Consider the following 25,099-nt stretch of genomic DNA (forward strand, 5'->3'; position numbering starts at 1 on the left):
CGGAGTCACCGGAAGCGGGGCGCCGGGCGCTCTACACTCTCCGCCGAGTGGACAACCGGACGATGACCACCGGTAGTTCATGACCGAACAGCACAACCCCCCACGTTTCTTGAGGATTCATGACGAGAAGAACCTGCGCCGTGCCGCCGTGCCCGGCTCGCCGCCCCGCCCCCACCGTGCGTCCAGGGGTGGGGCGCGTACATGGCTACCGGTGATTTCCGGCCGGTCTATCACCCCGCGGGACAGGATCACGCGTTGCGCGTGGCGTTACAGGACCTGCGCACCGGCCGCTGGCTCGCCATGCGGAATCTGCTGGAGAGCACACCGGACTGGGCGCTGTGGACCCAGCGCACCCAGGTGCTCGCGGCTGTGGCGGCGGGCTCCGACACGGTGAAGGCCTGGCTGGCCGAGGAACCGAGGAGCGTGGCCGCGACCGTGATGCACGCCCGGGTGCGGGTGGAACGGGCCGTCCGTGCGCACCGGGAGAAGCACCCGAGCGCCCAGCAGTTGTGGCAGGAGGCGTGGGAGGGCTGCCGTTCCGCCGCGCACGCCTCACCCGCGGACCCCGTGCCCTGGGTCTGTCTCCTCGCGCTGTCCCAGCTCGACGAGGGACAGCGGCTGGAGGAGCACAGGCTGCTGCCGCCCGGTCCGATGCTGTTCCCCGGCCCGTGGGGGCTGCTCGCCGAGGCGGACAAGCGCGACCCGTTCAATCGCGAGGCCTACCACCGGATGCTGCAGTTCGTCTACGCCAGACGGGCGAGCGGCACACTCTCCGAGGCGGTCAACTTCGTGCAGTGGGCGGCCTCCTCCGCGCCGGAGGGGTCCGCGCTCCATGTGCTGCCGCTGTACGTCCGGGTGGAGCGCTACCGCCGTGAGCACGGCCACGAGCGGGCACTGGACCTGCACTGGGTCACCGAGGACGGGGAGCGGGACGCGCGGCGCGCCCTGGACATCTGGTTCGCGGCCGCGGACCCGCCCGCCCGGTCCCTGCTCGATCTCAACCACCTGGCGCACGCGCTGTGGGGTTCGCTCCGGTTCACCGAAGCCGCACCGGTGTTCCGGGCGATGGGTCCGTACTACACGTCGGTTCCCTGGGCCCACCGCACCCGTACCCCGCAGGACCCTGCGGGTGCCGAGGAGGTGTTCCTCCGGGCCCGGAGCCGCTGTCTGGCGGCCGAGCACGAGCCCGGAAGACAACCGCACGGCTGACCTGCCGGCGGCCCGTCCCACCTGATTTCCCGTCCCCACATCCCCCCACCTGGAGGTCGTCTCCATGTCCATATCCGCCTCGACCCCGTCGAGCACGGAGCCCGCGCCGCAGAAGGACGAGGAGCAGCGGCTCCGCGAGCTGGGTTATCAACCGGTACTCGCCCGTCGTATGGGCGGCTTCGGTAACTTCGCGATCAGCTTCTCCGTCATCTCGATCCTCTCCGGCTGCATGACCCTTTACGGCTTCGGCATGTCGACCGGCGGCCCCTCCGTGATGCTCTGGGGCTGGGCCGGTGTCGGCCTGTTCGTGCTCTGTGTGGGCATGGCCCTGGCCGAGGTCACCAGCGCGTACCCGACGTCGGGGGCGCTCTACTACATGGCCGACCGGCTCGGTGGCCGCAAGTGGGGCTGGTACACCGGGTGGCTGAACCTGCTCGGTCTGCTGGGCGCGATCGCCGGCATCGACTACGGGGCCGCGCTGTTCACCGGCGCGCTGCTCAATCTGCAGTGGGGGTTCGATCCGACCCCCGGCTCCACGATGGTGATCTTCCTCTGCATCCTGCTGCTGCACGCCGTGCTGAACCTCTTCGGGGTGCGTCTGGTCAGTGTGCTCAACTCGATCAGCGTGTGGTGGCACCTGGCCGGTGTGGCCGTGATCGTGACCGTGCTGGCGGTCGTTCCCTCGAACCACCAGTCGCCGTCGTTCGTCTTCACGGAGTTCGTCAACGACACCGGATGGGAGAACCCCCTCTACGTGGCCGCGATCGGTCTGCTGCTGGCGCAGTACACCTTCTGCGGTTACGACGCCTCGGCCCACCTGTCGGAGGAGACGTCCAACGCCTCGGTGACGGCGGCCAAGGGCATCGTGCGTGCCATCTGGGTGTCGTGGATCGCCGGTTTCTTCCTGCTGGCCGGGCTGACCTTCGCCATCCAGGACTACGCGGGCACGCAGAACAGCGCCACGGGGGTCCCGCCCGCCCAGATCCTCATCGACGCGCTCGGTACGTCGGGTGCCACCGCGATGCTGCTGATCGTCATCGCGGCCCAGTTGTTCTGCGGCAACGCCGAGGTGGCGGCCGCGAGCCGGATGGTCTTCGCGTTCAGCCGTGACAACGCGCTGCCGGGCTCCGCGCTGTGGCGGAAGGTGAGCGCGCGCACCCAGACCCCGGTGCCCGCGGTGTGGCTCTCGGTCGGTGTCGCCGCGCTGCTGGCGGTCCCGTCGCTGTACTCCGCGACCGCCTACGGGGCGGTCACGGCGATCAACGTCATCGGCATCACCCCTGCGTACGCCATCCCGATCTATCTGAAGCTGCGCGCGGGGGACCGTTTCGAGCGCGGCCCCTGGCACCTGGGCCGCTGGTCGAAGCCGATCGGCTGGATCGCCGTGGTGTGGGTCGCTCTCGTGACCGTGCTGTTCCTGCTGCCGCAGTCCTCGCCGGTGACCATCGACTCCATGAACTACGCCTCGATCGCCCTGGTCGCGGTGCTGATCCTGGCGACGGTGTGGTGGTTCGTCGCGCGCCGTTCGTACAGCACTCCGGCCGCGTACGGGAACGCCCGTGAGCAGGCGGAGATCGCCGAGGGCATCGTCTGAGCGTGTACTCCCCGGGCGGCCTTCAGCCCAGCAGCAGCAGTTGGAGGCCGCCCAGGACCGTGGCTCCGATCACGATCCGGTCGAAGATCTTCTGGTTGATCCGGCCGACGCAGGCACGGCCCAGGTAGGCACCCGGGACGACGAACAGCACGAGGGCGGCGTCGAGCAGCAGTGACCGCGCGTCGATGAGGCCGAGCCCCACGCTGAACGGCACCTTCGAGGTGTTGACGATCAGGAAGAACCACGCCGACGTCCCCAGGAAGCCCAGCTTCCGGAAGCCCGCCGACAGCAGGTAGAGCGACATGACGGGGCCGCCGGCGTTGGCCACCATCGTGGTGAACCCCCCGAGCACTCCGTACGAGCGCGCCTTCAGCCGCTCCCCGCGGGACGGCGCGCCGGAACTCTCCTCGTCCGGGGGCGGCTGGGGCCGTTCCCGCCTGCGCCAGAGGGTGACGCCCGCCATGAAGAGCAGGATCGCGCCGATCGAGGTGCGTACGGCGGCGTCGTCGGCCCACATCATGAAGAAGGTCCCCGCCGCCACGCCCACCGCGACGGCGGGGAAGAGGCGCAGCAGCGTCGGCCAGTGGGCGTGACGGCGGTAGACCAGCACGGCGAGGATGTCGCCCGCGATCAGGATCGGGAGCAGCACCCCGGTGGATTCGCGGGCCGGCAGTACGGCCGCGAAGACCGCGAGGCTGATGGTGTTGGCACCGCTGACCGCCGTCTTCGAGAAGCCGACGAGGGTGGATGCCGCCGCGAGTGCGGCCAGTTGCCAGAGTGTGATGGTGTCCATGCCGGATCAGATGGTAGACACATCTTCTCTTCCGCGGATCATCATTCCATCCTGTAGACCTTCCGGCGCGCCGGTCCCTCGCTATGCTGCGAACGCTCACGGAAACGTTCAAACGAACATCGCACAGCGGTAGGCAAGGGGGCCAGCATGCGGGAGCCGGTTGAGCTGAGGCGCAAACGCATCCTCGCGGTGGTGCACGCGCGCGGAGCGGTCAAGGTGAGCGCGCTCGCCACCGAGCTGGACGTCTCGGCGGTCACGCTCCGGCGGGACGTGGAGGAGCTGGCGAGGGCGGGGATGCTGCGGCGCGGACACGGGGTGGTCCGGCCGGTGGGCGACGAGGCCGGCCCGGCGGCACCGGTACCCGCCGCGCGGAGCGGCGAACCGGCCGGGGAGGCGGCCCCTGTCGCCCTGGTCGTCCCGGAGCGGCATTCGTATCTCTACGAGACCCTGCACGGCGCCAGGACCGCCCTGGAGGAGGCCGGTGCGCGGATCGCCCTGCACATCGCCCCGCAGGCGGCGGGGGCCGAACGGCCCCAGGTGGAACGGGCCCTGGCCGCCGGTGTGCGGGGCCTGCTGATCGCGCCCCGGTGGCGCAGCGCCGCGGGCGAGGAGGCTGACTACGACTGGCTCGCCGAGGTGGGGGTGCCGACGGTCCTGATGGAACGGCGGCCCCGGCCGGGCAGCGCGCTGCACGCCGTGGACACGGTGTGCAGCGATCACTGGTACGGGATCCACCTGGCCGTGGACCATCTGGTCTCGCTCGGCCACCGGCGGCTCGTCCTGGCCGCCAGGAACGACAGCCCGACCGCGCGTTCCATACGGGCCGCGTTCGCCGACATCGCCACCGCCCGGCCGGAGGTGGAGGACTGGTCGGTGGTGCTCAGCTCCCCGAACGCCGGTCCCGGTGAGCCCGGTTCCCGGGAGGAGGTCCCGGACCTCGCGGCGCTGCTGCGGGAACGCGGCGTGACGGGGGCGGTCCTGCACGGCGACGAGGACGCCCTGATGCTGGTCCAGCGGCTGGCCGAGAGCGGGATCCGGGTGCCGCGGGACTGCTCGGTGGTGGCGTACGACGACGTCGTCGCGGCCCTGGGCAGCACCGCCCTCACCGCTGTGGCCCCGCCGAGGGCTGAGATCGGACGGGCCGCGGCCGAGCTCCTCCTGCACCGGCTCGCCCACCCCGCCGGCACCACAGGACCCGTGCGCAGGACGGAGCTGCTCCCCCGGCTCGAAGTGCGCGGATCGACTCGGGAGTTGCCCGCTCCGGCAAACTGATCGTTTGAACACTTCAAGCTTCTTTTGATCGATCTATTGACCGCTATCGATCAGCCGATCAGTATTCCCCGTGTCTCGAATCAGGAGCCGCGGGAGGCGCACATGCCTGGTCGACAGAGCCGTCGATCCGTGCTCGCCACGATCGCCGCACTGCCTCTGACGGGCGCGCTCAGCGCCTGCGGAGGTGGTGGCGGAGACACACGATCGGGCGGCACGAGCAGTACCGGCAGGACCGTAAGCAGCGGGAACAGCAGGAAGACACGCATCACCTTCTGGTCCGCCCTGCGGGGCAGCCAGGAGGTCGTGGACGCGTTCAACCGCGGGCACGACACCATCCAGGTCGATTTCCAGCAGGTCCCCTCGGGTGGCCAGGGCGGTTACGCCAAGCTCAGCAACGCCGCCCGGGCCGGCAACGCCCCGGACATCGCGACCATCGAGTACCCCCAGGTACCCGGCTTCGCCATCGACGGGGTCTGCCGCGACCTCACCGGCCTGATGAGCGACGGTCTGCGGGCCGCGCTGCTGCCCCAGGCCCTGGGGCTGACCACCTTCGAGAAGCGGGTGTTCAGCATCCCCCTCGACATAGAGCCGATGGTGATGCACTACCGCACCGACCTCTTCGAGCGGTACGGACTGACCGTCCCGCGCACCTGGGAGGAGTTCGAGGACGCCGCGCGGACGGTGCGCCGCAAGGGGCACGAGCGCCGGATGGCGCTGTTCCCCACGGACGGAGACACACATTTCGCCGCGTGGTCGTGGCAGGCGGGCGCGCGCTGGTTCGACACCTCGGGAGGTGCCTGGAACCTCTCGCTCGCCGACGCCCCGACCCGTCGCGTGGCCGCGTACTGGCAGCGCCTGACGGACCAGGACCTGGTCTTCATGAACGCCACGGAGAGCCGGCAGAGCGACGCCCAGATCGCCGACGGAGCGGTGCTCTCCCGGCTCAGCGGCGCCTGGGACGCGGGCGCCCAGATGAAGGCCCGCCCCGGCCAGAAGAATCAGTGGGCGATCGCGCCGCTCCCGCAGTGGGACCCGGCCGACCCCGGTGTGGGCACCCACGGCGGCTCGACGTTCGCGGTCACCAAGGACAGCACGGCGCCGGAGGCCGCCATGGAGTTCATCGAGTGGCAGGTCTCGCACCCGGACGCCCTGCGCGCCCGGCTCTCCAGCGGGGCCAGCAGCCAGTACCCGGCCGCCCCCGGGCTGGTGGACGTGGGCCGTGAGGCCTTCGACCGCTCCTACTACGGCGGCCAGGACATCTACACCCTCTTCGAGCAGGAGGCCCTCAAGATCCGCGCGGGCTGGACCTGGGGTCCGCGGATGACCGCGACCGGCAAGCTCATGAAGGACGGTTTCGCACGGGCGAGCGGAGGCCAGGGCGACATCCTCGGGGCGGTCAGGGCCGCCGAGGAGGGCACCGTGCCGGACCTCAAAGCACTCGGCCTGTCCACCACCAGGCGCTCGGCCTGACCCCGCGACCACCGTCCAGCTGAGAGGCAGGTGACTTCCCTTGACCAGCGCCACCCCGGTCTCCGCCCCCGCGGAAACCGCCGCACGACCAGTACCGCGGCGCCCGGCCGGCTCCGCACCGGCGCCCGCCGGACGCGGATCCACCCGTCGGCGTGAACTGGGCGCCTGCGGCGTCCTGATGACGCCGTTCTTCGTCCTCATGGCGACCGTCTTCCTGATTCCGGTCGCCACCGCCGTCTATCTGAGCTTCTTCAGCGACGACCAGCCCGGGCTGGGCTTCGGCCCGGAACGCACGGTCTTCGCCGGGCTGCGCAACTACACGGCGGTCGTGACCGACCCGACCTTCCTCGGGGGTCTGGGCATCGTCGCCCTGTACTGCCTGATCTACATCCCGCTGATGGTGGCGGGCGCCCTCGCGCTCGCCCTGCTGCTGGACTCCGGCGTGGTACGGCTGCGCGGAACGGCCCAGCTTGCGCTGTTCCTGCCGCACGCGGTGCCCGGCATCATCGCGGCGCTGATCTGGCTGTACCTGTACACCCCCGGGATCAGTCCGGTCATCGAGGTGCTCGGCAAGGCCGACATCACCATCGACTTCCTGGGCGTGCACACCGTGCTGCCCTCCATCGTGAACATCGCGCTGTGGAGCAACCTCGGCTACAACATGATCGTGTTCTACGCGGCCCTGCAGGCCGTTCCCCGCGAGGTGATCGAGGCCTCGGTCGTCGACGGCGCCGGCCCGGTCCGCACCGCGCTCCAGGTCAAGGCCCCCCCTGGTCCGCTCCTCGATCGTGATGGTGGCGATGTTCACGCTGATCTTCGCGCTCCAGCTCTTCACGGAACCGATGCTGCTCAGCCAGTCGACCCCGATGATCAACTCGCGCTTCTCGCCCAGCATGTACATCTACGACGCCGCCTTCACCCGTAACAACTACGGCCTCGCGGCAGCGGCGTCGGTCGTCCTGCTCCTCTGCACGGTCGCCCTCTCCTACGGCGTCACCCGCTGGACCAATCGCGCCAACGCCGCCGAGGAGGGCGCCCGATGAGCGCGTCGACCACATCCCGGACCGCATCGCCGCTGCGGCCCCGCCTTCTGGGCCGTTCCGTCGTCAACCTCGTGGTCGGCGTCTCGGTGCTGTACACCCTGCTGCCGGTGCTGTGGCTGGTGCTGGCCTCCACCAAGAACCGGGACGCCCTGTTCAGCAGCAACGTCCTGTCGCTGACCGACTTCTCCTTCGTCCGGAACCTGACGGACCTGTTCGCCATGGACGGCGGGCTGTACGGACGCTGGTACGGCAACAGCCTCCTGTACGCGGTGCTCGGCGCGGCGCTCGGCGCGCTGATCAGCATCGCGTGCGGCTACGCCTTCGACAAGTACCGCTTCGCCCACAAGGAGAAGCTGTTCGGTCTGGTGCTGGCCGCGGTCATGGTGCCGCAGACGGTGCTCGCCCTGCCGCTCTACCTGATGGCCTCGGCGGCCGGTCTCGTGAACACCTTCTGGGCCGTCTTCATCCCCGTCCTGTTCAATCCGTTCGGGGTGTATCTCGGCCGGATCTTCAGCCAGGGATACGTGCCCGACGAGGTGCTCGAGGCGGCGCGGATGGACGGCGCGGGCGAACTGGCCGCCTATTTCCGGGTGGCGCTCCGCATGCTGGGTCCCGGGCTCGTCACCGTCTTCCTCTTCCAGCTCACGGCCATCTGGAACAACTTCTTCCTGCCCATGGTGATGCTGTCCGACCAGGACCTCTATCCGGTCAGCCTCGGCCTGTACTCCTGGAACAGCTCCGCGTCCGTATCGCCGGAGTACTACCCCGCCGTCATCATGGGCTCGCTGCTCGCGGTGCTGCCCCTGATCCTCGCCTTCGCCCTGCTCCAGCGCTTCTGGCGGTCCGGGCTGACGGCAGGTGCCGTCAAGTAGCCGTTCCGCCCCACCCGGACCACCGCACAGGAGAACCATGCCCAGCACACCCCCCGCACACCGCCGGCCGCGAGCCGCGCTCGCCATGGGAGCGGACGCCGCTGCCGCGGTGCTCTCCCCCGACTCCCTGGCGGCGCTGGCCGGGGTGTGCGCGCTCGCACCCCTTCCCGCGATCGACGACTTCACGACGGAGTCGGCCCGCGCCGTACTGGCGGACACCGAGATCCTGATCACCGGCTGGGGCTGTCCGCCGATCCACGCGGGTGTGCTGGCCGCCGCACCCGGGCTGCGGGCCGTCGTGCACACGGCCGGCACCGTACGGGGCCATGTCACCGACGCCTGCTGGGACCGGGGCATCGAGGTGTCGTCGGCCGCGGCGGCCAACGCCCTGCCGGTCGCGGAGTACACCCTGGCGATGATCCTGCTGTCGGGCAAGCGGGTCCTGGAACGGGCCCGGGACTTCCGCGCCACCCGCCTGCGCGACGCCTGGCTCGCGACCCCGCCCCAGGTGGGCAACTACCGCCGCACGGTGGGCATCCTGTCCGCCTCCCTGATCGGCCGGCGGGTGATCGAGCTGCTGCGCCCCTACGACCTGCGGGTGCTGCTCCACGACCCGTACGTCACGGACGAGGAGGCCGCCGCGCTCGGCGCCCGCCCCGTGGGCCTCGCCGAACTCTTCGCGGAGAGCGACGTGGTCAGTGTCCACACACCGCTGCTGCCCGCGACCACGGGGCTCGTCAGCCGCGCGCTCCTCACGACGATGCGGCCCGACGCCGTCCTGGTCAACACCTCACGGGGCGCCGTCGTCGACCAGGACGCCCTCACCGACGTACTGCGCGCGGACCGCATCCGCGCGGTGATCGACGTCACCGACCCGGACCCGCTGCCGGAGGGCCATCCGCTGTGGGACTGCGACAACGCGCTCATCACTCCTCATCTCGCGGGTTCCCAGGGCAACGAACTGCGGCGGCTGGCCGACCTCGCGGTCGGCGAGGTCGCCCGCTGGGCCGCGGGCGACGGCTTCGCCCATCCCGTACGACGCGAAAGGCTGGCATTCCTCGCATGAGCCCCATCCCCTTCCCGCTCCCCTCCGAAGACCGCACGACGAGCCCGTACACCGGTTGGACCCGGGCGCACTGGGAGGCGACCGCGGACGGTCTGCTGGACGCCGCCTGGAAGTGGGCGACCCCCGGCCGGGCCCTCCTCGACCTGCCGGGGCGCCCCTCGCGTTCCGGGGTGAGGTCCGACGGGCTGGAGGGCTACGCCCGTACGTTCCTCACCGCCGCCTTCCGGGTCGCCGGGGCGGAGGGCAAGGACCCTCACAACTGGCTGGAGCGGTACGCCGACGGGCTCACCGCCGGGACCCGAACCGCCGGGCGGGACGACGCCGAGTCGTGGCCGCTGATCCTCGACCACACAGTGTTCGGCCAGCCGATGGTGGAGTCCGCCTCGGTGGCCATCGGCCTGCGGCTGACCCGCCCCTGGCTGTGGGACCGGCTGGACGGCGCCACGCAGGACCGGGCGGAGGAATGGCTGCGCGGCGCCCTGCGGCACACGCCCGCCCCCAACAACTGGTACCTGTTCCCCTTCTCCGTCGCCGGGTTCCTGGAGTCGGTCGGCCGAGGTGACGCGGAGACGGGCCGTGCCAGGCAGCGGGCGCTCGACCTGCTGGAGGTCTGGTACCGCGGCGAGGGCTGGTACGCCGACGGTGACGGACGTGCCTTCGACCACTACAACGGCTGGGCGCTGCACCTGTATCCCGTGCTGGACGCCTACCTGTCGGGCGACGAGGAGCTGTCGGCGCTCTACGGCGCGCGGCTGAGCGAACATCTGGAGAGCTTCTCCCTGATGTTCGGTGCGGACGGCGCCCCGATGCACTTCGGGCGCTCCCTCTCCTACCGCTTCGCTGCGGGAGCCGCGGTCGGGATGGGCGCGGTGTCCGGGCACACCCCGCTGACTCCGGGAGTCTCGCGCCGGCTGGTGAGCGGCTCGCTGCGGTACTTCCTGGAGCGCGGTTCGGCGGGGGCCGACGGTCTGCTCAGCCTGGGCTGGCACGGCCCGCACGACGCGACGCTCCAGGTGTACTCGGGTCCGTCGTCGCCGTACTGGGCGTCGAAGGCCTTCGTCGCCCTGCTGGCACCGGCGGAGCACCCGCTGTGGACGGCGCAGGAGGAGCCCGCCCCGAGCGAGGGCCCGGACCGGGTGCTGTCGCTGCCGTCACCGGGCCTGCTGGTGCAGTCGACCCGGGCGGACGGCGTGGTCCGGCTGCACAACCACGGAAGCGACCATGTCCGGCCGCACGAGGGCGAGACCGCGGATGTGGCGGACCCGCTCTACGCCCGCCTCGCGTATTCGACGGCCACCGGTCCCACGGCGGCCGCGAACACAGCGGACAACCATCTCTCGGTCCGGTTGGGGGGCTCCCGCAGCACCCGGGTCCGGATCCACCCGCTGGGTGCGGGACACGGTGACGGCTGGGGCTGGGCGGCGTCCTGGCACACCCCGGTCTTCCCGGAGGGACCGCCGACCTGGCCGGGCCTGCGGGTGGAGAGCGTGACGGTCGTCCGGGGGCGGTACGAACTGCGGGTGCACCGGGTCCTGGGCGCACCCGCCGGGTCCCGCGCCGAGGAGACGGGCTGGGCGACCGGTCAGCAGGACGCGGTCTCCTCCGCGTTGCACGGACTGCACGGCTGGGCGGAGCTGGAGGACGTACGGGCCCCGCAGGGCACCGCGTTCACGCGGTGGGCGGTGATGCCCAGGCTCGGTGCGGACGTGGAGGGGACGGAACTCCTGGTGGCGCTCGCGTCGCTGACGGCGGAGGAGGAGCCCGCGCCGCTCTCCACGGCGGTGAGCGGGGTGAACGTGGACGGTGACACGGTCGAGGTCGCCTGGGCGGACGACGGTTCGATGACCCGTGTCGGCTTCGCCCCCCTGGAGGTCACCCACCGGCTCCGCTGAGCCGACGGTCCGACGGTGGCCGGCGGCAGCCCTTCCGGGCTGCCGCCGGCCGCTCTCGTCCGCCGGGCGGAGCCCGGTGCCCGTAGGAGAACCAGGGGCGGGTCTCAGACGTCGGTGCGGATCACCACGGCGAGGGTGCGGGGGCCGTGGACCCCCTCCACCCGTTCCAGTTCGATGTCGGACGTGGCCGACGGTCCGCTGATCAGGGTCGTCGGCCTTCCCGGCACCAGCCGGGCCACCGCCTCCGGGACGCCTGCCACGACCGAGGACAGGTCGACGACGCAGACGTGGAGGTCGGGGACGAGCGACAGGGCACGCCGGCCCTGGTCGGGTGATCCGTCCAGGAAGATCGTGCCGGTCTCGGCGCAGCTGACCGCGGACGCCGTCACCACGCCGTCCAGCGCGTCGAGGCTCGGTGCGGGGATGTCCGCCGAGTCCCGGCGGACCTCGCCGTCGTAGGCGACGAGCCATTGTTCGTCCAGCCCGTCCGGGACACCGATCCGGCGGGCGCCGCGCTCGCGCAGGATGCCTGCGACCACCTCGGCCGTGCGGTCGGCGGTGCAGGGGTGGACCGTCGCCTTGTAGTCGACGAGCCGGTCGGTCAGCAGTGCGAGGCGTTCGCCGTCCGGGAGCGTGCGGCCCGTGCGGTAGGTACGCGGGATCACCGTGTCGGGGGTGGGTGCGAGGGCCAGGGCGTCCCTGATCCGGCCGAGCACCGTCTCGCGTGCGGTGGGGGTGGTCACCGGTCCTCCTCGGGGATGTCGGCGGTACGTCCCGCGCCCTCATCGGCGGCGGCCCGCATGGTCGCGGCGCCCTCCGCCGAGGACAGCCAGGCGCGGAAGGACTGCTTGGGCGGTGCCGCGGTGTCACGGCTGTCGCTCCAGCCGCTGAACGGGGCCGGCAGTCGCGAGATGGTGCCGTCGCGCCCGCCGGCGGCCCTCCCGAGGGAGGCGGCCTTCTGCGCCGCGGTGAAGAGCTTCGGCCTGCTCATCACACCGGCCGCCGCCTTCATGGCCAGCTTCTCCGCCGTGGTGCCCGACTGTTCGGTGTGCTGGTGGCGCAGTTCCACGAGCATCGAGGGGATGTCGATCTTCACGGGGCAGGCGTCGAAGCAGGCGCCGCAGAGACTGGAGGCGTACGGCAGGGAGCTGTTGGGGTCGTTCTTCGCCGCGTCCATCCCGGCGAGCTGCGGAGTGAGGACCGCGCCGATCGGGCCGGGGTACGTTGATCCGTAGGCGTGGCCGCCGGCCCGTTCGTACACGGGGCAGACGTTGAGGCAGGCCGAGCAGCGGATGCAGTTGAGCGCCTCACGGCCGATCGCGTCGGCGAGCGCGGCGGTGCGGCCGTTGTCGAGGAGGACCAGGTGGAAGTCCTGCGGGCCGTCGCCCGGTGTCACACCCGTCCACATGGAGGTGTACGGGTTCATCCGCTCGCCGGTCGAGGACCGGGGCAGCAGTTGGAGAAAGACCTCCAGGTCCTGATGGCGCGGCAGGACCTTCTCGATGCCCATCACCGTGATGAGGGTGTCGGGCAGTGTGAGGCACATCCGGCCGTTGCCCTCCGACTCGACGACGGTGAGGGTGCCGGTCTCGGCGATGCCGAAGTTGGCACCGGACACGGCCACCTTGGTCGTCATGAACTTCTCGCGCAGATAGGCGCGGGCCGCCGCGGCGAGGTGTGCGGGCACGTTGTCGAGGTCGGGGTCGACGCCGGGGATCTCGTCGAGGAAGATCTGCCGGATCTCGTCGCGGTTGCGGTGGATCGCGGGGACCAGGATGTGCGAGGGCTTGTCGTCGGCGAGCTGCACGATGAGCTCGGCCAGGTCGGTCTCGTACGGGGTGATGCCCGCTGCTTCGAGGTGCTCGTTGAGGCCGATCTCCTGGGTGGCCATCGACTTCACCTTGATGACGTCGCTGCTGCCCGTCGCCCGGATCAGCCGGGTGACGATCTCGTTGGCCTCGACGCCGTCGCGTGCCCAGTGGACCGTGCCGCCGCGCTCGGTGACCTTCCGTTCCAGCTGTTCCAGTAGTTCGGGAAGCCGGTTCATGGTGTCGGTCTTGATCGCCGACCCGGCGTCGCGCAGTTGCTCCCAGTCCGGGAGTTCCCCGGTGACGTTCAGGCGCTTGGTCCGGATGGTGCGGGTGGCCCTGCCGAGGTTGCGGCGCAGTTGCTCGTTACGGAGTTCGTCGTGGGCCGCCTCGGGGAACTTCCGGTCTCCGCGCAGATTACCCGTCCCGTACGGCGAGCGGGGCGGGGCGGCGGGCATGCCGAGGAACGTGCTCATCGGGCGGCCTCCATCAGGGCGTACGGCGCGGTGCGGGTGGAGCCGAGGATCTGGGCCAGGTGCAGGGTGCGCGTTCCGGACCTGATGCGGGAGAGCCCGCCGCCGATGTGCATCAGGCAGGAGGAGTCACCGGCGGAGCACACGTCGGCCTTCGTCGCGGAGATGTTGCGCATCTTGTCCTGGAGCATGGCGGTGGAGGTCTCGGAGTTCTTGACGGCGAAGGTTCCGCCGAAGCCGCAGCAGGAGTCGGCCTCGGGAAGCTCCACCAGGTCGATCTCCTCGACGGCGCGCAGCAGCTTCAGGGGCTTGTCGCCGACCCGGAGCATGCGCAGGGAGTGGCATGTGGGGTGGTAGGTGACGCGGTGCGGGAAGTACGCGCCGACGTGGGTGACACCGAGGACGTCGACGAGGAGCTCGGAGAGCTCGTACGTCTTGGCCTTGACGTTGGCGACCCCGGCGCGCAGCGCGGCGTCCCCGTAGCGTTCGGCAACGATCTCGTGCTGGTGGCGGACCGATCCGGCGCACGATCCTGACGGCATGACGACGGCGTCGATCGAGGAGTCCCCGAACTGCTCGGCGAAGTTGCGTACCAGCGGGACGGGCTCGCGCTGGTAACCGGTGTTGACGTGCATCTGGCCGCAGCAGGTCTGGCCCGGCGGGAAGACCACGTCGTGACCCAGGCGGGCGAGCAGCACCGCGGTGGATTTCACCGCCTCCGGGAAGAGCGTGTCTCCCAGACAGGTGGCGAAGAGTCCGATACGCATGGGGCCTCCTCGGGATTTATGGTCCGACCATACTAGCCTCGGTCCGAATGGGGAAGCATGCGCGCACGCCCGGCGGGGGAGACGGGAACGGGAGCGGGGACGGTGCCTGTGCACCGTCCCCGCTCCCGTTCCGCAGCATGCGTCGCGCCCCCTACGGGACGTCGTTGTCGTCGACCAGCGTTCCGTGCAGACCCCGGATGTGCTCCTCGACCAGGTCGGCGGCCTCGGCGCCGCGCCCCTCGCGCACCAGCCTAAGCAGCTGCGCGTGCTGGGCGTTGAGCGCGCCCGCCGTCGCGGGCCAGTCGCCGGCCGCTTCCAGCGCCCGCAGGATGAGCGGGCGGACGGATTCGCGCACCGCCGAAGTGAGGGTGGAGGTGAGCGCGTTGCCCGAACTCCCGGCGATCAGCACGTGGAAGCGGGTGTCGAGATCGTTGAACTCGGCCACGCCGACATCCGGCTCGCCCATCCGCCTCACGAGTTCACCCGCGGAGTCGAGGTCCTCGGCGCGTGCGTGCCGGGCTGCGGCCTCCCAGCTGGAACGCTCCAGGACGACGCGCGCCTCCAGCACGTCGTGCAGGCTGTAGCTGCCGAGCGCGAAATGCAGGCGCAGCAGCCGGCCGAGCGCGTCGTCCGGGTTGCGCACGATGCGCGCACCGGAGTCGGGGCCCCGGCCGGGCTGGGCGACCAGGACACCGATGGTCTCCAGCACCCTGAGCGCCTCGCGCAGCGCGGAGCGGCTGACGCCGAGCACCGGTGCCAGCTCCCGCTCGGCCGGCAGGCGGTCGCCCGCCTTGAGCTCTCCGGCGAAGACGCGCTCCTCGATGCTCTTCAGGACGAGCTCATGGGTGCGGGACTGCCGCACGGGCTGCCACTCGACGGGCATCCGCTACTCCCTGTTCCGGGCGATACGCATGCTCCGACTATGTCACACAGCACGTGTGGTCGGACCAAAGCCCGGGGGGCCGACCGGGGCGGTGTCCGCCGCTCCGGCGGCCCCCGGGGTGGCTCGTCGAGGCTGTGCCGGGTGGTTCAACGAGGCCGCGGTACACCGCCCCGCCGCCTGCCGCGCTGCGGGTCGAGGAGCTGTCCCGCCATGCCGGCGACCACCAGGCCGGCGGCGATGAGAAGTCCGTGGCCGATGAAGATGCCGGTCAGCAGGCCGACGACCCCGACGGCCAGCCACAGCCACGTGGTCGGGCCGGGGCGGAAACCGCGCGAAGCGTTCCGCTCCGGGACGCCGTGTTCGGTCTGCTCGCGGCGGAGCCGGTCCTCGAAACCGTGCAGCCGCTCGTCGTAGTGGGCCATGGTGACTCCCTCCCGGTCGGATGGATCGGTCGGACCGGAATCCTTTGGATCCGACTCCATCGTCGGTGCCGTGAGGGGGCACAGAACATCGGGGCTGACACCCATCTTCGAGAGGGGCCACCATGCAGACGCCGCCACGGACCGGGGCCGCGGCGGCGCGCGACGGCCCCGACCGGCGATAGTGGAGGCACCCGAACACCCGTGAACCGTCCGAAGGAGGCCGTGCGGTCTTGTCCCTGTTCTGGCGCATCTTCCTGCTCAACGCCGCGGTGCTGGTCGCCGCCGGGGCCCTGCTGCTGCTCGGTCCGATCACCGTGTCCGCCCCGGTGGTGCTGACGGAGGCCCTGATCCTGGCCGGCGGCATGACCCTGATGCTCGGCGCGAACGCACTGCTCCTGCGGCTGGGTCTCGCGCCGCTGCAACGGGTCACCCGGGCGATGGCGACCATCGACCTGCTGAGTCCGCGGCCGCGCCCGGAAGTCGCCGGAGAGGGAGAGGTCGCGGCGCTGATCGAGACGTTCAACAGCATGCTCGACCGGCTGGAGGCGGAGCGTGCGACCAGCAGCGCCCGTGCCCTGGGGGCCCAGGAGGCCGAACGCCGCCGGGTCGCGCAGGAGTTGCACGACGAGGTGGGCCAGACCCTGACCGCCGTGCTGCTGGAGCTGAAACGGGTCACCGGTCACGCCCCGGAACCCCTGCGCGAGGAACTGGCGCAGGTCCAGGAGATCACGAGGGGGAGCCTCGACGAGATCCGCCGGATCGCACGGCGCCTGCGCCCCGGAGTGCTGGAGGAGCTCGGGCTGGTCAGCGCTCTCACCGCGCTGACCACGGAGACGCCGACACCCAGGGAACTGACGATCAGGCGGCAGATGGAGAAGGACCTGCCACCACTCGGCGAGGAGGCGGAACTCGTCGTCTACCGCATCGCCCAGGAGGCGTTCACCAACACGGTCCGCCACGCCCGGGCGACCCTGCTCGAACTCTCCCTGCGCCGCCGCCCGGGCGGGGTGGAGCTGCGCATCCGCGACGACGGCCGTGGCCTCGGGGACGCCCCCGAGGGTGCGGGTCTTCGCGGCATGCGCGAACGCGCCCTGCTCATCGGTGCCACACTCACTCTCTCCGCCGGCGCGACGGGCGGCACGGACGTACGCCTCGACGTCCCCGTACGGAACGGAAACGCCTGAGCTCATGGCCCACTCCCCCGACGGGTCCCCGAAGACCCGCATCCTGCTCGCCGACGATCACGCCCTGGTCCGCAGAGGCGTGCGGCTGATCCTCGACGGCGAACCGGACCTCCAGGTCGTCGCCGAGGCGGGCGACGGCGCCGAGGCCATCGAGATGGCCCGGTCCGAGCGGCCGGACCTGGCCGTGCTGGACATCGCGATGCCCCGCCTGACGGGACTTCAGGCGGCACGTGAACTCTCCCGGGTCATGCCGGAGCTGCGCATCCTGATGCTCACCATGTACGACAACGAGCAGTACTTCTTCGAGGCGCTGAAGGCCGGAGCCTCGGGCTTCGTGCTGAAGTCGGTCGCCGACCGGGATCTCGTCGAGGCCTGCCGCGCCGCGATGCGGGACGAGCCGTTCCTCTACCCGGGCGCGGTCACCGCCCTCATCCGGAACTATCTGGACCGGGTCAGGGACGGCGGCGACGTACCGGACCGGGCGATCACCGAGCGCGAGGAGGAGATCCTCAAGCTGGTCGCCGAGGGCCACTCGTCGAAGGAGATCGCGGGCATGCTCGTGATCAGCGTCAAGACGGTGGAGCGCCACCGGGCCAATCTGCTGCAGAAGCTGGGCCTGCGTGACCGGCTCGAACTCACCCGGTACGCGATCAGGGCGGGGCTGATCGAGCCTTAGACACCGGGGGCGGTCGGCATCTCGCCATAGGGGCAAGGGAGTTGCGGCCCACCGCGTGGAGCGTGCGGTCACGGGGGCCAAGGACGGGCGGCTGTGCGTTTCATACGATTCTCACTCAGTACGATTACGGTGCTCCTGTGACCCAGATGACCCCACCCGGCTGGCATCCAGACCCCGGGCACTCAGGAATCGGCCCCGCCCAGGAACGCTGGTGGAACGGTACCCACTGGACCGACCAGCTCCGGATACCCCCCGCGGCGGTCCGGCGCCGTCGCGTACGCATCGGCGCGGGCATCGCCGCCGGCATCGTCGTACTCGCCGCCGTAGGGGGCGGCGCGTATCTGCTGGGCGACAGTTCGGGCAACGGCGGCGACGGTCCGGCCGCGGCCCCCGCCCCCTCGCAGAGCCCTCGCCTGCCGGGTGGCCCGAACGGCGAAGGCGGACAGGACGGCGGCAACGGCGGACAGGACGGCGGCGGGGGCCAGAACCCCGACCAGCAGATGCCGCAGACGGAGGACGGGTACGCAACGGACGCGGCGAGCGGGATCAGCATCCCCGTACCCGACGGCTGGACGGGCCAGTCCGGGGTGATCGGCGCCGGTGTGACGACCGGCGAACACGCCTGCCCCGGCGACGAGTCCGAGAAGTGCGTGCGGGGCGGGGTGTTCTCCGCGCCGGCTCAGGCCCTGAAGGTCGAGGCTTCGACGGCGAAGGCCGCGGCGGAGGCCGACATCAAGGCCAACGCCGAGGAGTCCTACGGCGAGAAGATCTACGGTGGCATCACCTCGCACGAGGAGCTCGAGTCCCGGGAGGTCACGGTCGCCGGGCAGAAGGGCTACCAGGTGCGCTGGAAGGTGGTGACGAAGAAGGGCGACGACGGCTACGTCGAGTCGCTCGTGTTCCCCTCCCCCGGCGCGGCGAGCATGCTCGTGGTCGTGCGCTCGGGCTTCGACATCAACTCCGAGGCGCCGAAGCTCTCGGTCCTGGACGAGATCGCCAAGGGCATCAAGAAGGCGGACGTCGCCGGCGCCGGTACCGGCGAGACCGCCTGAGGGACCGGACACACACCTCGGAGGCCGTACCGGACCCTTCCGGTACGGCCTCTGCCCGTGGCGCCCGGGCCGGTCTCACCCCGCGCCGGTGCCCGCACGTGCGGCGCCGCCGAGGATCACCATGCCCAGCGGCCGTGTACCGGCGGGCACCCGTGTCACATCCGCCGTCGCCACATCGACCACGCTGAGGCCGTCCCAGTGGCCGTCACGGGTGAAACCGCCCGAGACGTAGGCGGTCCGGCCGTCGGCGGTCACCACTACGTCCTCGTGCGGGCCGTCCAGAGGGATCACACGTTCCTCCCCCTCGGGCGCCCGGACGGTCAGCGAGGGGCCGTCGTCGACGGAGGGGTCGATGGGACCGGTACCGACCACGAACAGCGTCCCGTCGTCGGCGACCGCGACGCCGTGCTGGTGGGTGTCGGCGGTCATGCGCTCGATGCGGACCCGCTCGGTGTCCGGGTCGACCATGGCGAGGCGTTCTCCCTCGAAGGGCAGGAGGAGGGCCCCGTCCGAGGGGCGCACGGCGGCGTAGTGCGGCTTGAGCCAGGAACCGAGGCCCCCTTCGGTCCCGTACGGGGCCACCTCGATGCGGCGGGTCCTCCAGGTCGCCACGTCGACGACCGTGACGTCGAAGGAGTCGTGGCCGGTGGCGTAGATCTGCCGCCCGTCACCTGAGACATCGACGTCGAAGGGCCGACGGCCGACCGGGACCGTCTCGACCACCTCGCGCCGCCCGGTGTCGATCGCTTCCAGAGCGCCGGGAGCGCCGGGGACGTTCACGCCGACATAGACGGTGCGTCCGTCCGGGGAGAGCGCGATCCCCATGCCGCCGCCCCGGTACTCGCCCGTGGTGACGGGCCCCGTGTCGGTCGCGTAGGGGATCAGTGCGGTCCTCTTCCGGGTCAGGGTGTCCACCGCGGCCACCCCTTCTGCCGTCGCCACCCATGCCGTGCCGTCACCGCCGAGCACGATGCCGTACGGGGCCGTGCCGACCACGACCGACTCCCGGCCGGACGTCCCCCGCCCGGCCGGCTCGACGAAGGTGACCGTGTCGGCTCCGAAGTCCGTGACCAGGAGCGTTCCCCCGGGGATACGGGCCGCGCGGTCGTCCTTCCGCACCGAGCCGGACGGCGCGGCGGGGGCGGCCGAGGACGGGGACGTACTCGGGTCCGGGACGCAGCCGGCGAGTACCGCGGTGAGTGCGAACGACGCCGCACCCACGAGCGGAGCCACGCGACTCCGCGTCACCTGCCATGGACCGGTACGGGCCCCGCTGTTCCCGGACGGCCGGGCGGGAGGACGAGCTTCATCGGCCCGGGCGCTCATCGGTGATCCTTCCTGTGGTCCTGCATGCCGCATCGTGAGATCCGGTACGGCGCTCCGTTCTCTCCCCCAGCATCCGTCACGGGCCCCGCACGGCCCGTCGGCCGACCGGACGGGCCCGGGGGGCTGACCGGCGGACGTACGGGTCAGCCGATCGGACGACCCACTGAGGCGTGGGGTCACGTCCGGAACGGCGGATGGGACAGGCAGTCCCCGGACATGGCCGTGTGTTCCTGAACGGAACGCCGCAATGCCCCGCCGTGGCCTCGTACGTGCGGCGGGAGCGCTTGCTTCGACGACCCCGTACGGCCGTTCCTCAGGGTGTGACGACGGGAAATGCGGGGTTCGGCTCGTCCAGGACGGACAGCAGCCGGGTGAGCAGGCCGGCGTCACCCTCCATCGTGATGCCGTCGGTGCCCTGACCGGCGAGCACGCGCAGGAGCTGGGCCCTGGTCATCGTCATGGTGAGGCCGGCGCCGGTGGCCCGTCGGGGGCCGGTGGTCCAGGTGAGGAGACCGTTCGCGAGACGGAGGTGCCAGTGGTCGGCTCCGATGTGCCAGTCGATCAGGAGGGCGGTGTCCCATGCCTTCGGTCCGTTGACCCGGACGGCGAGGCCGTCGATGAGCTGACCCACTGTCAGGGCCTGGTGCATGTCGGGGCCGAGGGTGGCTCCGGTGGCGGGAGTGACCCCGTGGGTGAGCTCCTGCGCGCCGGTGAGGTAGAAGTTGCGCCAGACGGCGTTCTCGACGGCATGTCCGAGGCGGACGTAGAGCGCCGCCAGGTCGCGGCGGGCCCGCTTGTCGCCGGGGTCGTCGAAGACGGCGTGATTGAGCAGGGTGACGGCGAAGCGGAGGTCTCCCTCGTCCACGTAGTGCCGGGCGCGGGCGCGGACCGCGGCCTGGCCGCCGATGGACTCGACCCAGCGGCGGGCCTCCTCGACCGGAGGGTGTTCCCACAGATGGGCGGGGTTGCCGTCGAACCAGCCCATGTAGCGCTGGTAGACCGCCTTCACGTTGTGGCTGAGGGAGCCGTAGTAGCCCCGGTTGGCCCAGATGCCTTCGAGCCGGGGCGGCAGGCGGAAGTTCTCCGCGATCTCGGTACCGGTCAGGCCCTGGTTGATCTGGCGGACGGTCTGGTCGTGGAGGTAGCCGTACAGGTCCCGCTGGTGGGTGAGGAGTTCGACGATGGCGTCGTTTCCCCAGGTGGGCCAGTGGTGGGAGGCGAACGCGACGTCGGCGGTGCCGGCGTACAGGCCGATCGACTCGGTGAGGTAACCGGCCCAGGCGTGGGCGTCCCGCACCTGGGCTCCTCGCAGGGTCACGATGTTGTGCATGGTGTGGGTGGCGTTCTCTGCCATGCAGACGGCACGCAGATCGGGGAAGAGGAAGTTCATCTCCTCCTGGCACTCGGTTCCGGGTGTCATCTGAAACCGGATCCGGACCCCGTCGAGGGTCGTCTCCTCACCTGTGCCCCTGATGGAGCGGGTGGGCGGGATGAGGCCGATGGTGCCCAGCGAGACGGTCAGGCCGAGGCCGCACCCGACCTGAGCGGTGACGCCGGCGGGCAGTCGGGAGCCATACATGTAGGACGCGCGTCGGGACATGGCCGGTCCTGCGTAGACGTTCTCGCTGACGGCGTGATCCATGAAGCCGTCGGGTGCCAGGACAGGTACGTCCCCGGCGCCGTCCGGCAGCACGCCCCGGCAGCCGCCGAAGTGGTCGACATGCGGGTGGGTGTAGATCATCGCTGTGACGGGTCGTTCGCCACGGTGGTCGCGGTAGAGGCGCAGCGCCGCGGCGGCCGTCTCGGCGGAGATGAGCGGGTCGATGACGATGACGCCGGTGTCACCCTCGACGAGGGTCATGTTGGACAGGTCCAGGCCCCTGACCTGGTAGATCCGGTCGGTGACCTGGTACAGGCCCTGCTGCGACAGGAGTCGCGCCTGCCGCCACAGGCTGGGGTCGACGGTGTCGGGGGTCCGATCCCCGGCGTCCTGGAGGAATCGGTAGGCGTCCGCGTCCCAGGCGGTCCTGCCGCCCGCGGTGGTGATCGGTCCGCCGGTGAAAGCGGCGACGAATCCCCGGCGGGCGTCGGCGAAGTCGTCCGTGTCGTCGTAGGGGAGGCCGTCCGTGCGTGTCGGTGACGGGGTGCCGGGCCGGTGGTCTCCCGAAGCGGCCCGTGCGGTCTGGGGGTTGAGCGAGACGGCTGCGGCGGCTGCGCCGGCCGTGGCGGCGACGAAGCCGCGCCTGTTCATCGGCGTCATGGGGTGAGTGACCTTTCTGGGCTGGTCCGACGTCACGGCACGGGGGTGTGAACGGGTGTCCGCCGTCGGGCGCCCGCCGTCCTCGGCCAGGACGCCCGGCGGACATCGCGCGGATCTGTCAGTGCTGGAAGGCCAATGCCCTGGCGATGCCGTTGCGCTGGATCTCCGACGTGCCGGTCAGCACCCGGAACATGCGGATCTTGCGGAAGAGGAACTCGATCTCGTTGCCCTGGGTGAGCCCTTCCTTGCCGTGGATCTGCACGGCCTCGTCGAGGATGCGGAAGGCGGACTCCGCGACGAAGAGCTTGCACATGAACGCTTCGGTATGGACCTCGCGCCCCTCGTCGAGGGCGGCGAGCGCCGCGTACGTCATGGAGCGCGCGGCGTACAGGCCGGTCGCCATGTCGGCGACCTTGTGCTGGATCGCCTGGAGCGAGAGCAGCGGCCGTCCCTGCGCCACCAGGCGGGTGCGGGCACGGTCAAGTGTCAGGTCGAGAGCCCGGCGGGTGGCGCCGAGGACGGTGGGGCAGTGCAGCAGCCGGTTGGTGGTGACCCTGCCGAGGGCGATGCGCATGCCCTCGCCCTCCTCGCCGAGCAGGTTCGCGGCGGGGACACGGCAGTCGTCCAGGACGATGTCGCTCTCGATGTGCTCTCCGGACATCGGGGTCGCGCCGTCCTCGACGCGGCAGCCGGGGCTGTCGAGGTCGACGAGGAACGCGGAGAACCGCGGCTTGTCGTCGGCCTGTTCGCCGGTTTCGGCCATGCGGGCGACGACGATCGCGAAGTCGGCGAAGGGACCGGCGGATGAGAAGACCTTGTGTCCGGTCAGCCGGTATCCGTCACCGTCACGGACCGCAACGGTGCTCATGGAGCGCACGTCGGACCCGGCATCGGTCTCGGTGAGGGAGAAGCAGCACGCGCGCTCACCGCGGATGAGAGGCAGCAGGAAGGTGTCCAACTGGTGCCGGGTGGCGTGCCGCAGGATGTCACCCGCGCGCAGTGGGCCGCCCATGTCGCCCAGGACGCTGTGTGCCAGGACGCGACCGCTGGCGCCGAGTTCCTCCTTCAGTGCGGCGAGCTGGGTGTAGGTGAGGCCCTGGCCGCCGTACTCCTCGGGCAGGTGGACGCCGTAGAAGCCGAGTTCGCGGCTGCGGCGCCAGACCGGTTCGAGATCGGAGCGGGTGAGGCGTCCGGACGGGGTGATGCCGCGCTCGCGTTCGTAGTCGGCGAGCTCGCCGTCGAGGTAGTCGCGCAGGCGAGCGACAAGTTCCGCCGTGCGCGGGTCGGCGTGGTCAGGGCGTAGGGAGAAGGTCACGGGTGCTCCTGGGGAACGGGCGGGGAGGAGTCAGTTGACGCGACGGGCGGCGTGCGCCCAGTACGGTTCGCGTACGGCCTTGCGGTCGAGCTTGCCGTTGCGGTTGTGGGGCAGTTCGGTCACGAAGTCGACGGCGCGGGGCTTCTTGAAGCGGTCCAGGCGCCCGGCACAGAAGGCGATCAGCTCGGCGGCGGTCACGCCGGTGTCCCCCGGGCCCGCGACGACGACCGCCCTGACGGCCTCGCCCCACTTCTCGTCGGGAACTCCGACGACGCACGCCTCCTGGACGGCGGGGTGCTCGTAGAGAGCGGCCTCGACCTCGGTGCAGTAGATGTTGAAACCACCCGAGATGATCATGTCCTTCTTGCGGTCGACGAGGAAGAGGTACCCGTCCTCGCGCATCCAGGCGAGGTCACCGGTGTGCACCCATCCCTCACGGAAGGTCTCCGCCGACAGCTCGGGCTCCTTCCAGTACTCGCGCACGCAGTCCGGGCCTCGCACGATGACCTCGCCGACCTCGCGCGGGCCGAGCTCACCGCCGTCCTCTCCGACGACGCGCACCTCGGTGTCGTAGGAGGCGCGTCCACACGACTGGAGCAGCTCGGGGTCCTCCCGCACGGCCCGGCCGATCTCGTCGGCGCTCAGACCCGCGACCACGCTGGTGGTCTCGCCGAGCCCGTACCCCTGAGCGACGACCGGGCCGAAGAACTCGACGGCTTCGCGCAGACGCTGGGGCGAGATGGGCGCGCCGCCGATCCGCACGCTTGTGAGCGACGACAGGTCGTGGCGCTCCGCGCCGGGGTGGGCGAGCACCATGTTCACCATGGCCGGGACCATGAAGGTGGCGGTGATGCGCTCCTTCTCCACCGTCTCCAGGAAGTTCGAGGGGCTCCATGAGGGCAGGACGTAGGTCGTGGACCCACCGAACACACCGGCCAGCAGACCCATTCCGGTGGCGTGGGTGATGGGTCCGCAGGCGAGGTAGCGGGTGCCGGGACGAGGCCGTGAGTCGTCGGACATCAGCAGCTTGCGCATGTTCGCGAGCCGGTTGCCGACCGTCTGCACCGCTGCCTTCAGTGCTCCGGTGGAGCCGGAGGTGAAGTTCAGGACACACGGTTCGTTCTCGTCCTGGTCGACGAGGAATGGGACTGTCGTGTCGCCCTCGGCGAGCAGGGTGGCGTAGGCGACCGCGGGCACCGTGTGCGCGGCATCGTCCGGTTCGTCGTCGAGCGGGACTGCCAGACGGCCGGTGCCGGCCGCGCCGATCGCGGCGAGCGCGTCCTCACGGTGCGCCGCGTCGAAGATCAGGGCGCGTACGGGTGCGTAGCGCAGGATGTGCGTGATCTCGCCCCGCCCGAGGCGCGCGTTGATCGGTGCGCGCGTCAACCCTGCCTTGTACAGGGCGAACTCGGTCTCCACCAGTTCACCGCGGTTCCACGCCACGGAGGCCACGGCGTCGCCGGGGTGCAGGCCCCTGGCCGCCAGAGCGGAGGCCAGGGCGTTCGCCGAGCGCTCCAGCCCGGCGAAGGTCCAGGTCCGGTCCCCCGAGACGAGGGCCGGGTCCTGGGGCCAGTAGCGGGCGCTGCGCGACAGATAGGTACCGAGGTTCATGTAGCACTGCTCCAGGTCGGGATGTTCGCCAGTGAACTTGCACATTGAATTCAATTACAGACAGCTTGTTCAGTAACTTGTGGAGTGTCAAGAGTCTCCTAGACTGGGCCT

At 70.9% G+C, this 25,099-nt stretch carries 20 protein-coding genes and 1 pseudogene; 11 read left to right on the top strand and 10 right to left on the bottom strand.

All coding sequences use genetic code 11. The features are described 5' to 3' along the window. Positions 1-201 precede the first annotated feature (201 nt). Both P8A20_RS03015 and P8A20_RS03020 read left to right on the top strand, forming a co-directional pair. Positions 202-1,209, top strand: a complete 1,008-nt coding sequence (locus P8A20_RS03015) for a hypothetical protein (protein ID WP_147958067.1) — start codon at positions 202-204, stop codon at positions 1,207-1,209. 64 nt (positions 1,210-1,273) lie between these two features. Further along, the gene (locus P8A20_RS03020; protein WP_147958066.1) at positions 1,274-2,803 is read left to right on the top strand and encodes an amino acid permease; all 1,530 of its coding nucleotides are present in this window, start codon (positions 1,274-1,276) and stop codon (positions 2,801-2,803) included. A gap of 22 nt (positions 2,804-2,825) precedes the next feature. On the opposite strand, the gene P8A20_RS03025 is transcribed toward P8A20_RS03020, so the two are convergent. After that, positions 2,826-3,596 carry a sulfite exporter TauE/SafE family protein gene (locus tag P8A20_RS03025; protein WP_147958065.1) on the bottom strand — a complete coding sequence of 257 codons (771 nt, stop codon included), beginning with the start codon at positions 3,594-3,596 and terminating at the stop codon, positions 2,826-2,828. Between the two features lie 147 nt (positions 3,597-3,743). On the opposite strand from P8A20_RS03025, the gene P8A20_RS03030 reads away from it, so the two are divergent. The 6 genes and pseudogenes from P8A20_RS03030 to P8A20_RS03055 all read left to right on the top strand — a co-directional run bounded on the left by P8A20_RS03030 (position 3,744) and on the right by P8A20_RS03055 (position 11,211). Next, positions 3,744-4,868, top strand: a complete 1,125-nt coding sequence (locus tag P8A20_RS03030) for a substrate-binding domain-containing protein (RefSeq protein WP_147958064.1) — start codon at positions 3,744-3,746, stop codon at positions 4,866-4,868. Positions 4,869-4,970: 102 nt separating this feature from the next. Further along, positions 4,971-6,338, top strand: coding sequence for an ABC transporter substrate-binding protein (locus P8A20_RS03035; protein ID WP_147958063.1), 1,368 nt, complete (start codon positions 4,971-4,973; stop codon positions 6,336-6,338). A 40-nt stretch (positions 6,339-6,378) separates the two neighbouring features. Beyond that, positions 6,379-7,381, top strand: a pseudogene (locus P8A20_RS03040) (carbohydrate ABC transporter permease). Further along, positions 7,378-8,253, top strand: a complete 876-nt coding sequence (locus P8A20_RS03045) for a carbohydrate ABC transporter permease (protein WP_147958061.1) — start codon at positions 7,378-7,380, stop codon at positions 8,251-8,253. The pseudogene P8A20_RS03040 and the gene P8A20_RS03045 overlap by 4 nt, the downstream one beginning before the upstream one ends. 37 nt (positions 8,254-8,290) lie before the next feature. Beyond that, on the top strand, positions 8,291-9,319 hold the full coding sequence (locus P8A20_RS03050; RefSeq protein WP_147958060.1) for a hydroxyacid dehydrogenase: 1,029 nt from the start codon (positions 8,291-8,293) through the stop codon (positions 9,317-9,319). Next, positions 9,316-11,211 (top strand): DUF2264 domain-containing protein, encoded by a 1,896-nt coding sequence (locus P8A20_RS03055; protein ID WP_306102792.1) that lies wholly within the window; start codon positions 9,316-9,318, stop codon positions 11,209-11,211. The genes P8A20_RS03050 and P8A20_RS03055 overlap by 4 nt, the downstream gene beginning before the upstream one ends. 104 nt (positions 11,212-11,315) lie before the next feature. Here P8A20_RS03055 and P8A20_RS03060 read toward each other — a convergent pair whose 3' ends face one another. From P8A20_RS03060 to P8A20_RS03080, 5 genes are all read right to left on the bottom strand, one after another. After that, positions 11,316-11,954 (bottom strand): LutC/YkgG family protein, encoded by a 639-nt coding sequence (locus tag P8A20_RS03060; RefSeq protein WP_306102793.1) that lies wholly within the window; start codon positions 11,952-11,954, stop codon positions 11,316-11,318. Further along, positions 11,951-13,495: a lactate utilization protein B gene (locus tag P8A20_RS03065; RefSeq protein ID WP_147958057.1), complete on the bottom strand. Its 1,545-nt coding sequence runs from the start codon at positions 13,493-13,495 to the stop codon at positions 11,951-11,953. The genes P8A20_RS03060 and P8A20_RS03065 overlap by 4 nt, the downstream gene beginning before the upstream one ends. Continuing rightward, entirely contained in the window at positions 13,492-14,259 is a 768-nt protein-coding gene (locus P8A20_RS03070) for a (Fe-S)-binding protein (protein ID WP_147958056.1), read from the bottom strand. Before P8A20_RS03070 ends, P8A20_RS03065 begins: the two co-directional genes overlap by 4 nt. Before the next feature lie 151 nt (positions 14,260-14,410). Beyond that, on the bottom strand, positions 14,411-15,142 hold the full coding sequence (locus P8A20_RS03075) for a FadR/GntR family transcriptional regulator (RefSeq protein WP_147958055.1): 732 nt from the start codon (positions 15,140-15,142) through the stop codon (positions 14,411-14,413). 146 nt (positions 15,143-15,288) lie between these two features. Further along, positions 15,289-15,564: a hypothetical protein gene (locus P8A20_RS03080; RefSeq protein ID WP_147958054.1), complete on the bottom strand. Its 276-nt coding sequence runs from the start codon at positions 15,562-15,564 to the stop codon at positions 15,289-15,291. Positions 15,565-15,794: 230 nt separating this feature from the next. On the opposite strand from P8A20_RS03080, the gene P8A20_RS03085 reads away from it, so the two are divergent. The 3 genes from P8A20_RS03085 (at position 15,795) to P8A20_RS03095 (ending at position 18,476) form a co-directional block, all read left to right on the top strand. After that, the gene (locus P8A20_RS03085) at positions 15,795-16,748 is read left to right on the top strand and encodes a HAMP domain-containing sensor histidine kinase (protein ID WP_147958053.1); all 954 of its coding nucleotides are present in this window, start codon (positions 15,795-15,797) and stop codon (positions 16,746-16,748) included. A 4-nt stretch (positions 16,749-16,752) separates the two neighbouring features. After that, positions 16,753-17,424: a response regulator gene (locus P8A20_RS03090; RefSeq protein WP_147958052.1), complete on the top strand. Its 672-nt coding sequence runs from the start codon at positions 16,753-16,755 to the stop codon at positions 17,422-17,424. A gap of 146 nt (positions 17,425-17,570) precedes the next feature. Then, positions 17,571-18,476 (top strand): DUF2510 domain-containing protein, encoded by a 906-nt coding sequence (locus P8A20_RS03095; protein ID WP_147958092.1) that lies wholly within the window; start codon positions 17,571-17,573, stop codon positions 18,474-18,476. 75 nt (positions 18,477-18,551) lie between these two features. Here P8A20_RS03095 and P8A20_RS03100 read toward each other — a convergent pair whose 3' ends face one another. The 4 genes from P8A20_RS03100 to P8A20_RS03115 all read right to left on the bottom strand — a co-directional run bounded on the left by P8A20_RS03100 (position 18,552) and on the right by P8A20_RS03115 (position 25,033). Continuing rightward, a complete protein-coding gene (locus P8A20_RS03100; protein WP_306102794.1) occupies positions 18,552-19,802 on the bottom strand; it encodes a YncE family protein in 1,251 nt (416 codons plus the stop codon). 313 nt (positions 19,803-20,115) lie between these two features. Next, complete coding sequence (locus P8A20_RS03105; RefSeq protein WP_147958050.1) at positions 20,116-22,062, bottom strand: alkyl/aryl-sulfatase; 1,947 nt, start codon at positions 22,060-22,062, stop codon at positions 20,116-20,118. 118 nt (positions 22,063-22,180) lie between these two features. After that, positions 22,181-23,377: an acyl-CoA dehydrogenase family protein gene (locus P8A20_RS03110; protein ID WP_306102795.1), complete on the bottom strand. Its 1,197-nt coding sequence runs from the start codon at positions 23,375-23,377 to the stop codon at positions 22,181-22,183. Between the two features lie 30 nt (positions 23,378-23,407). After that, positions 23,408-25,033: a class I adenylate-forming enzyme family protein gene (locus P8A20_RS03115; RefSeq protein ID WP_306102796.1), complete on the bottom strand. Its 1,626-nt coding sequence runs from the start codon at positions 25,031-25,033 to the stop codon at positions 23,408-23,410. Between the last annotated feature and the right edge of the window lie 66 nt (positions 25,034-25,099).

This window comes from Streptomyces sp. Alt3 (genome assembly GCF_030719215.1).
Taxonomy (GTDB): Bacteria; Actinomycetota; Actinomycetes; order Streptomycetales; family Streptomycetaceae; genus Streptomyces; species Streptomyces glycanivorans.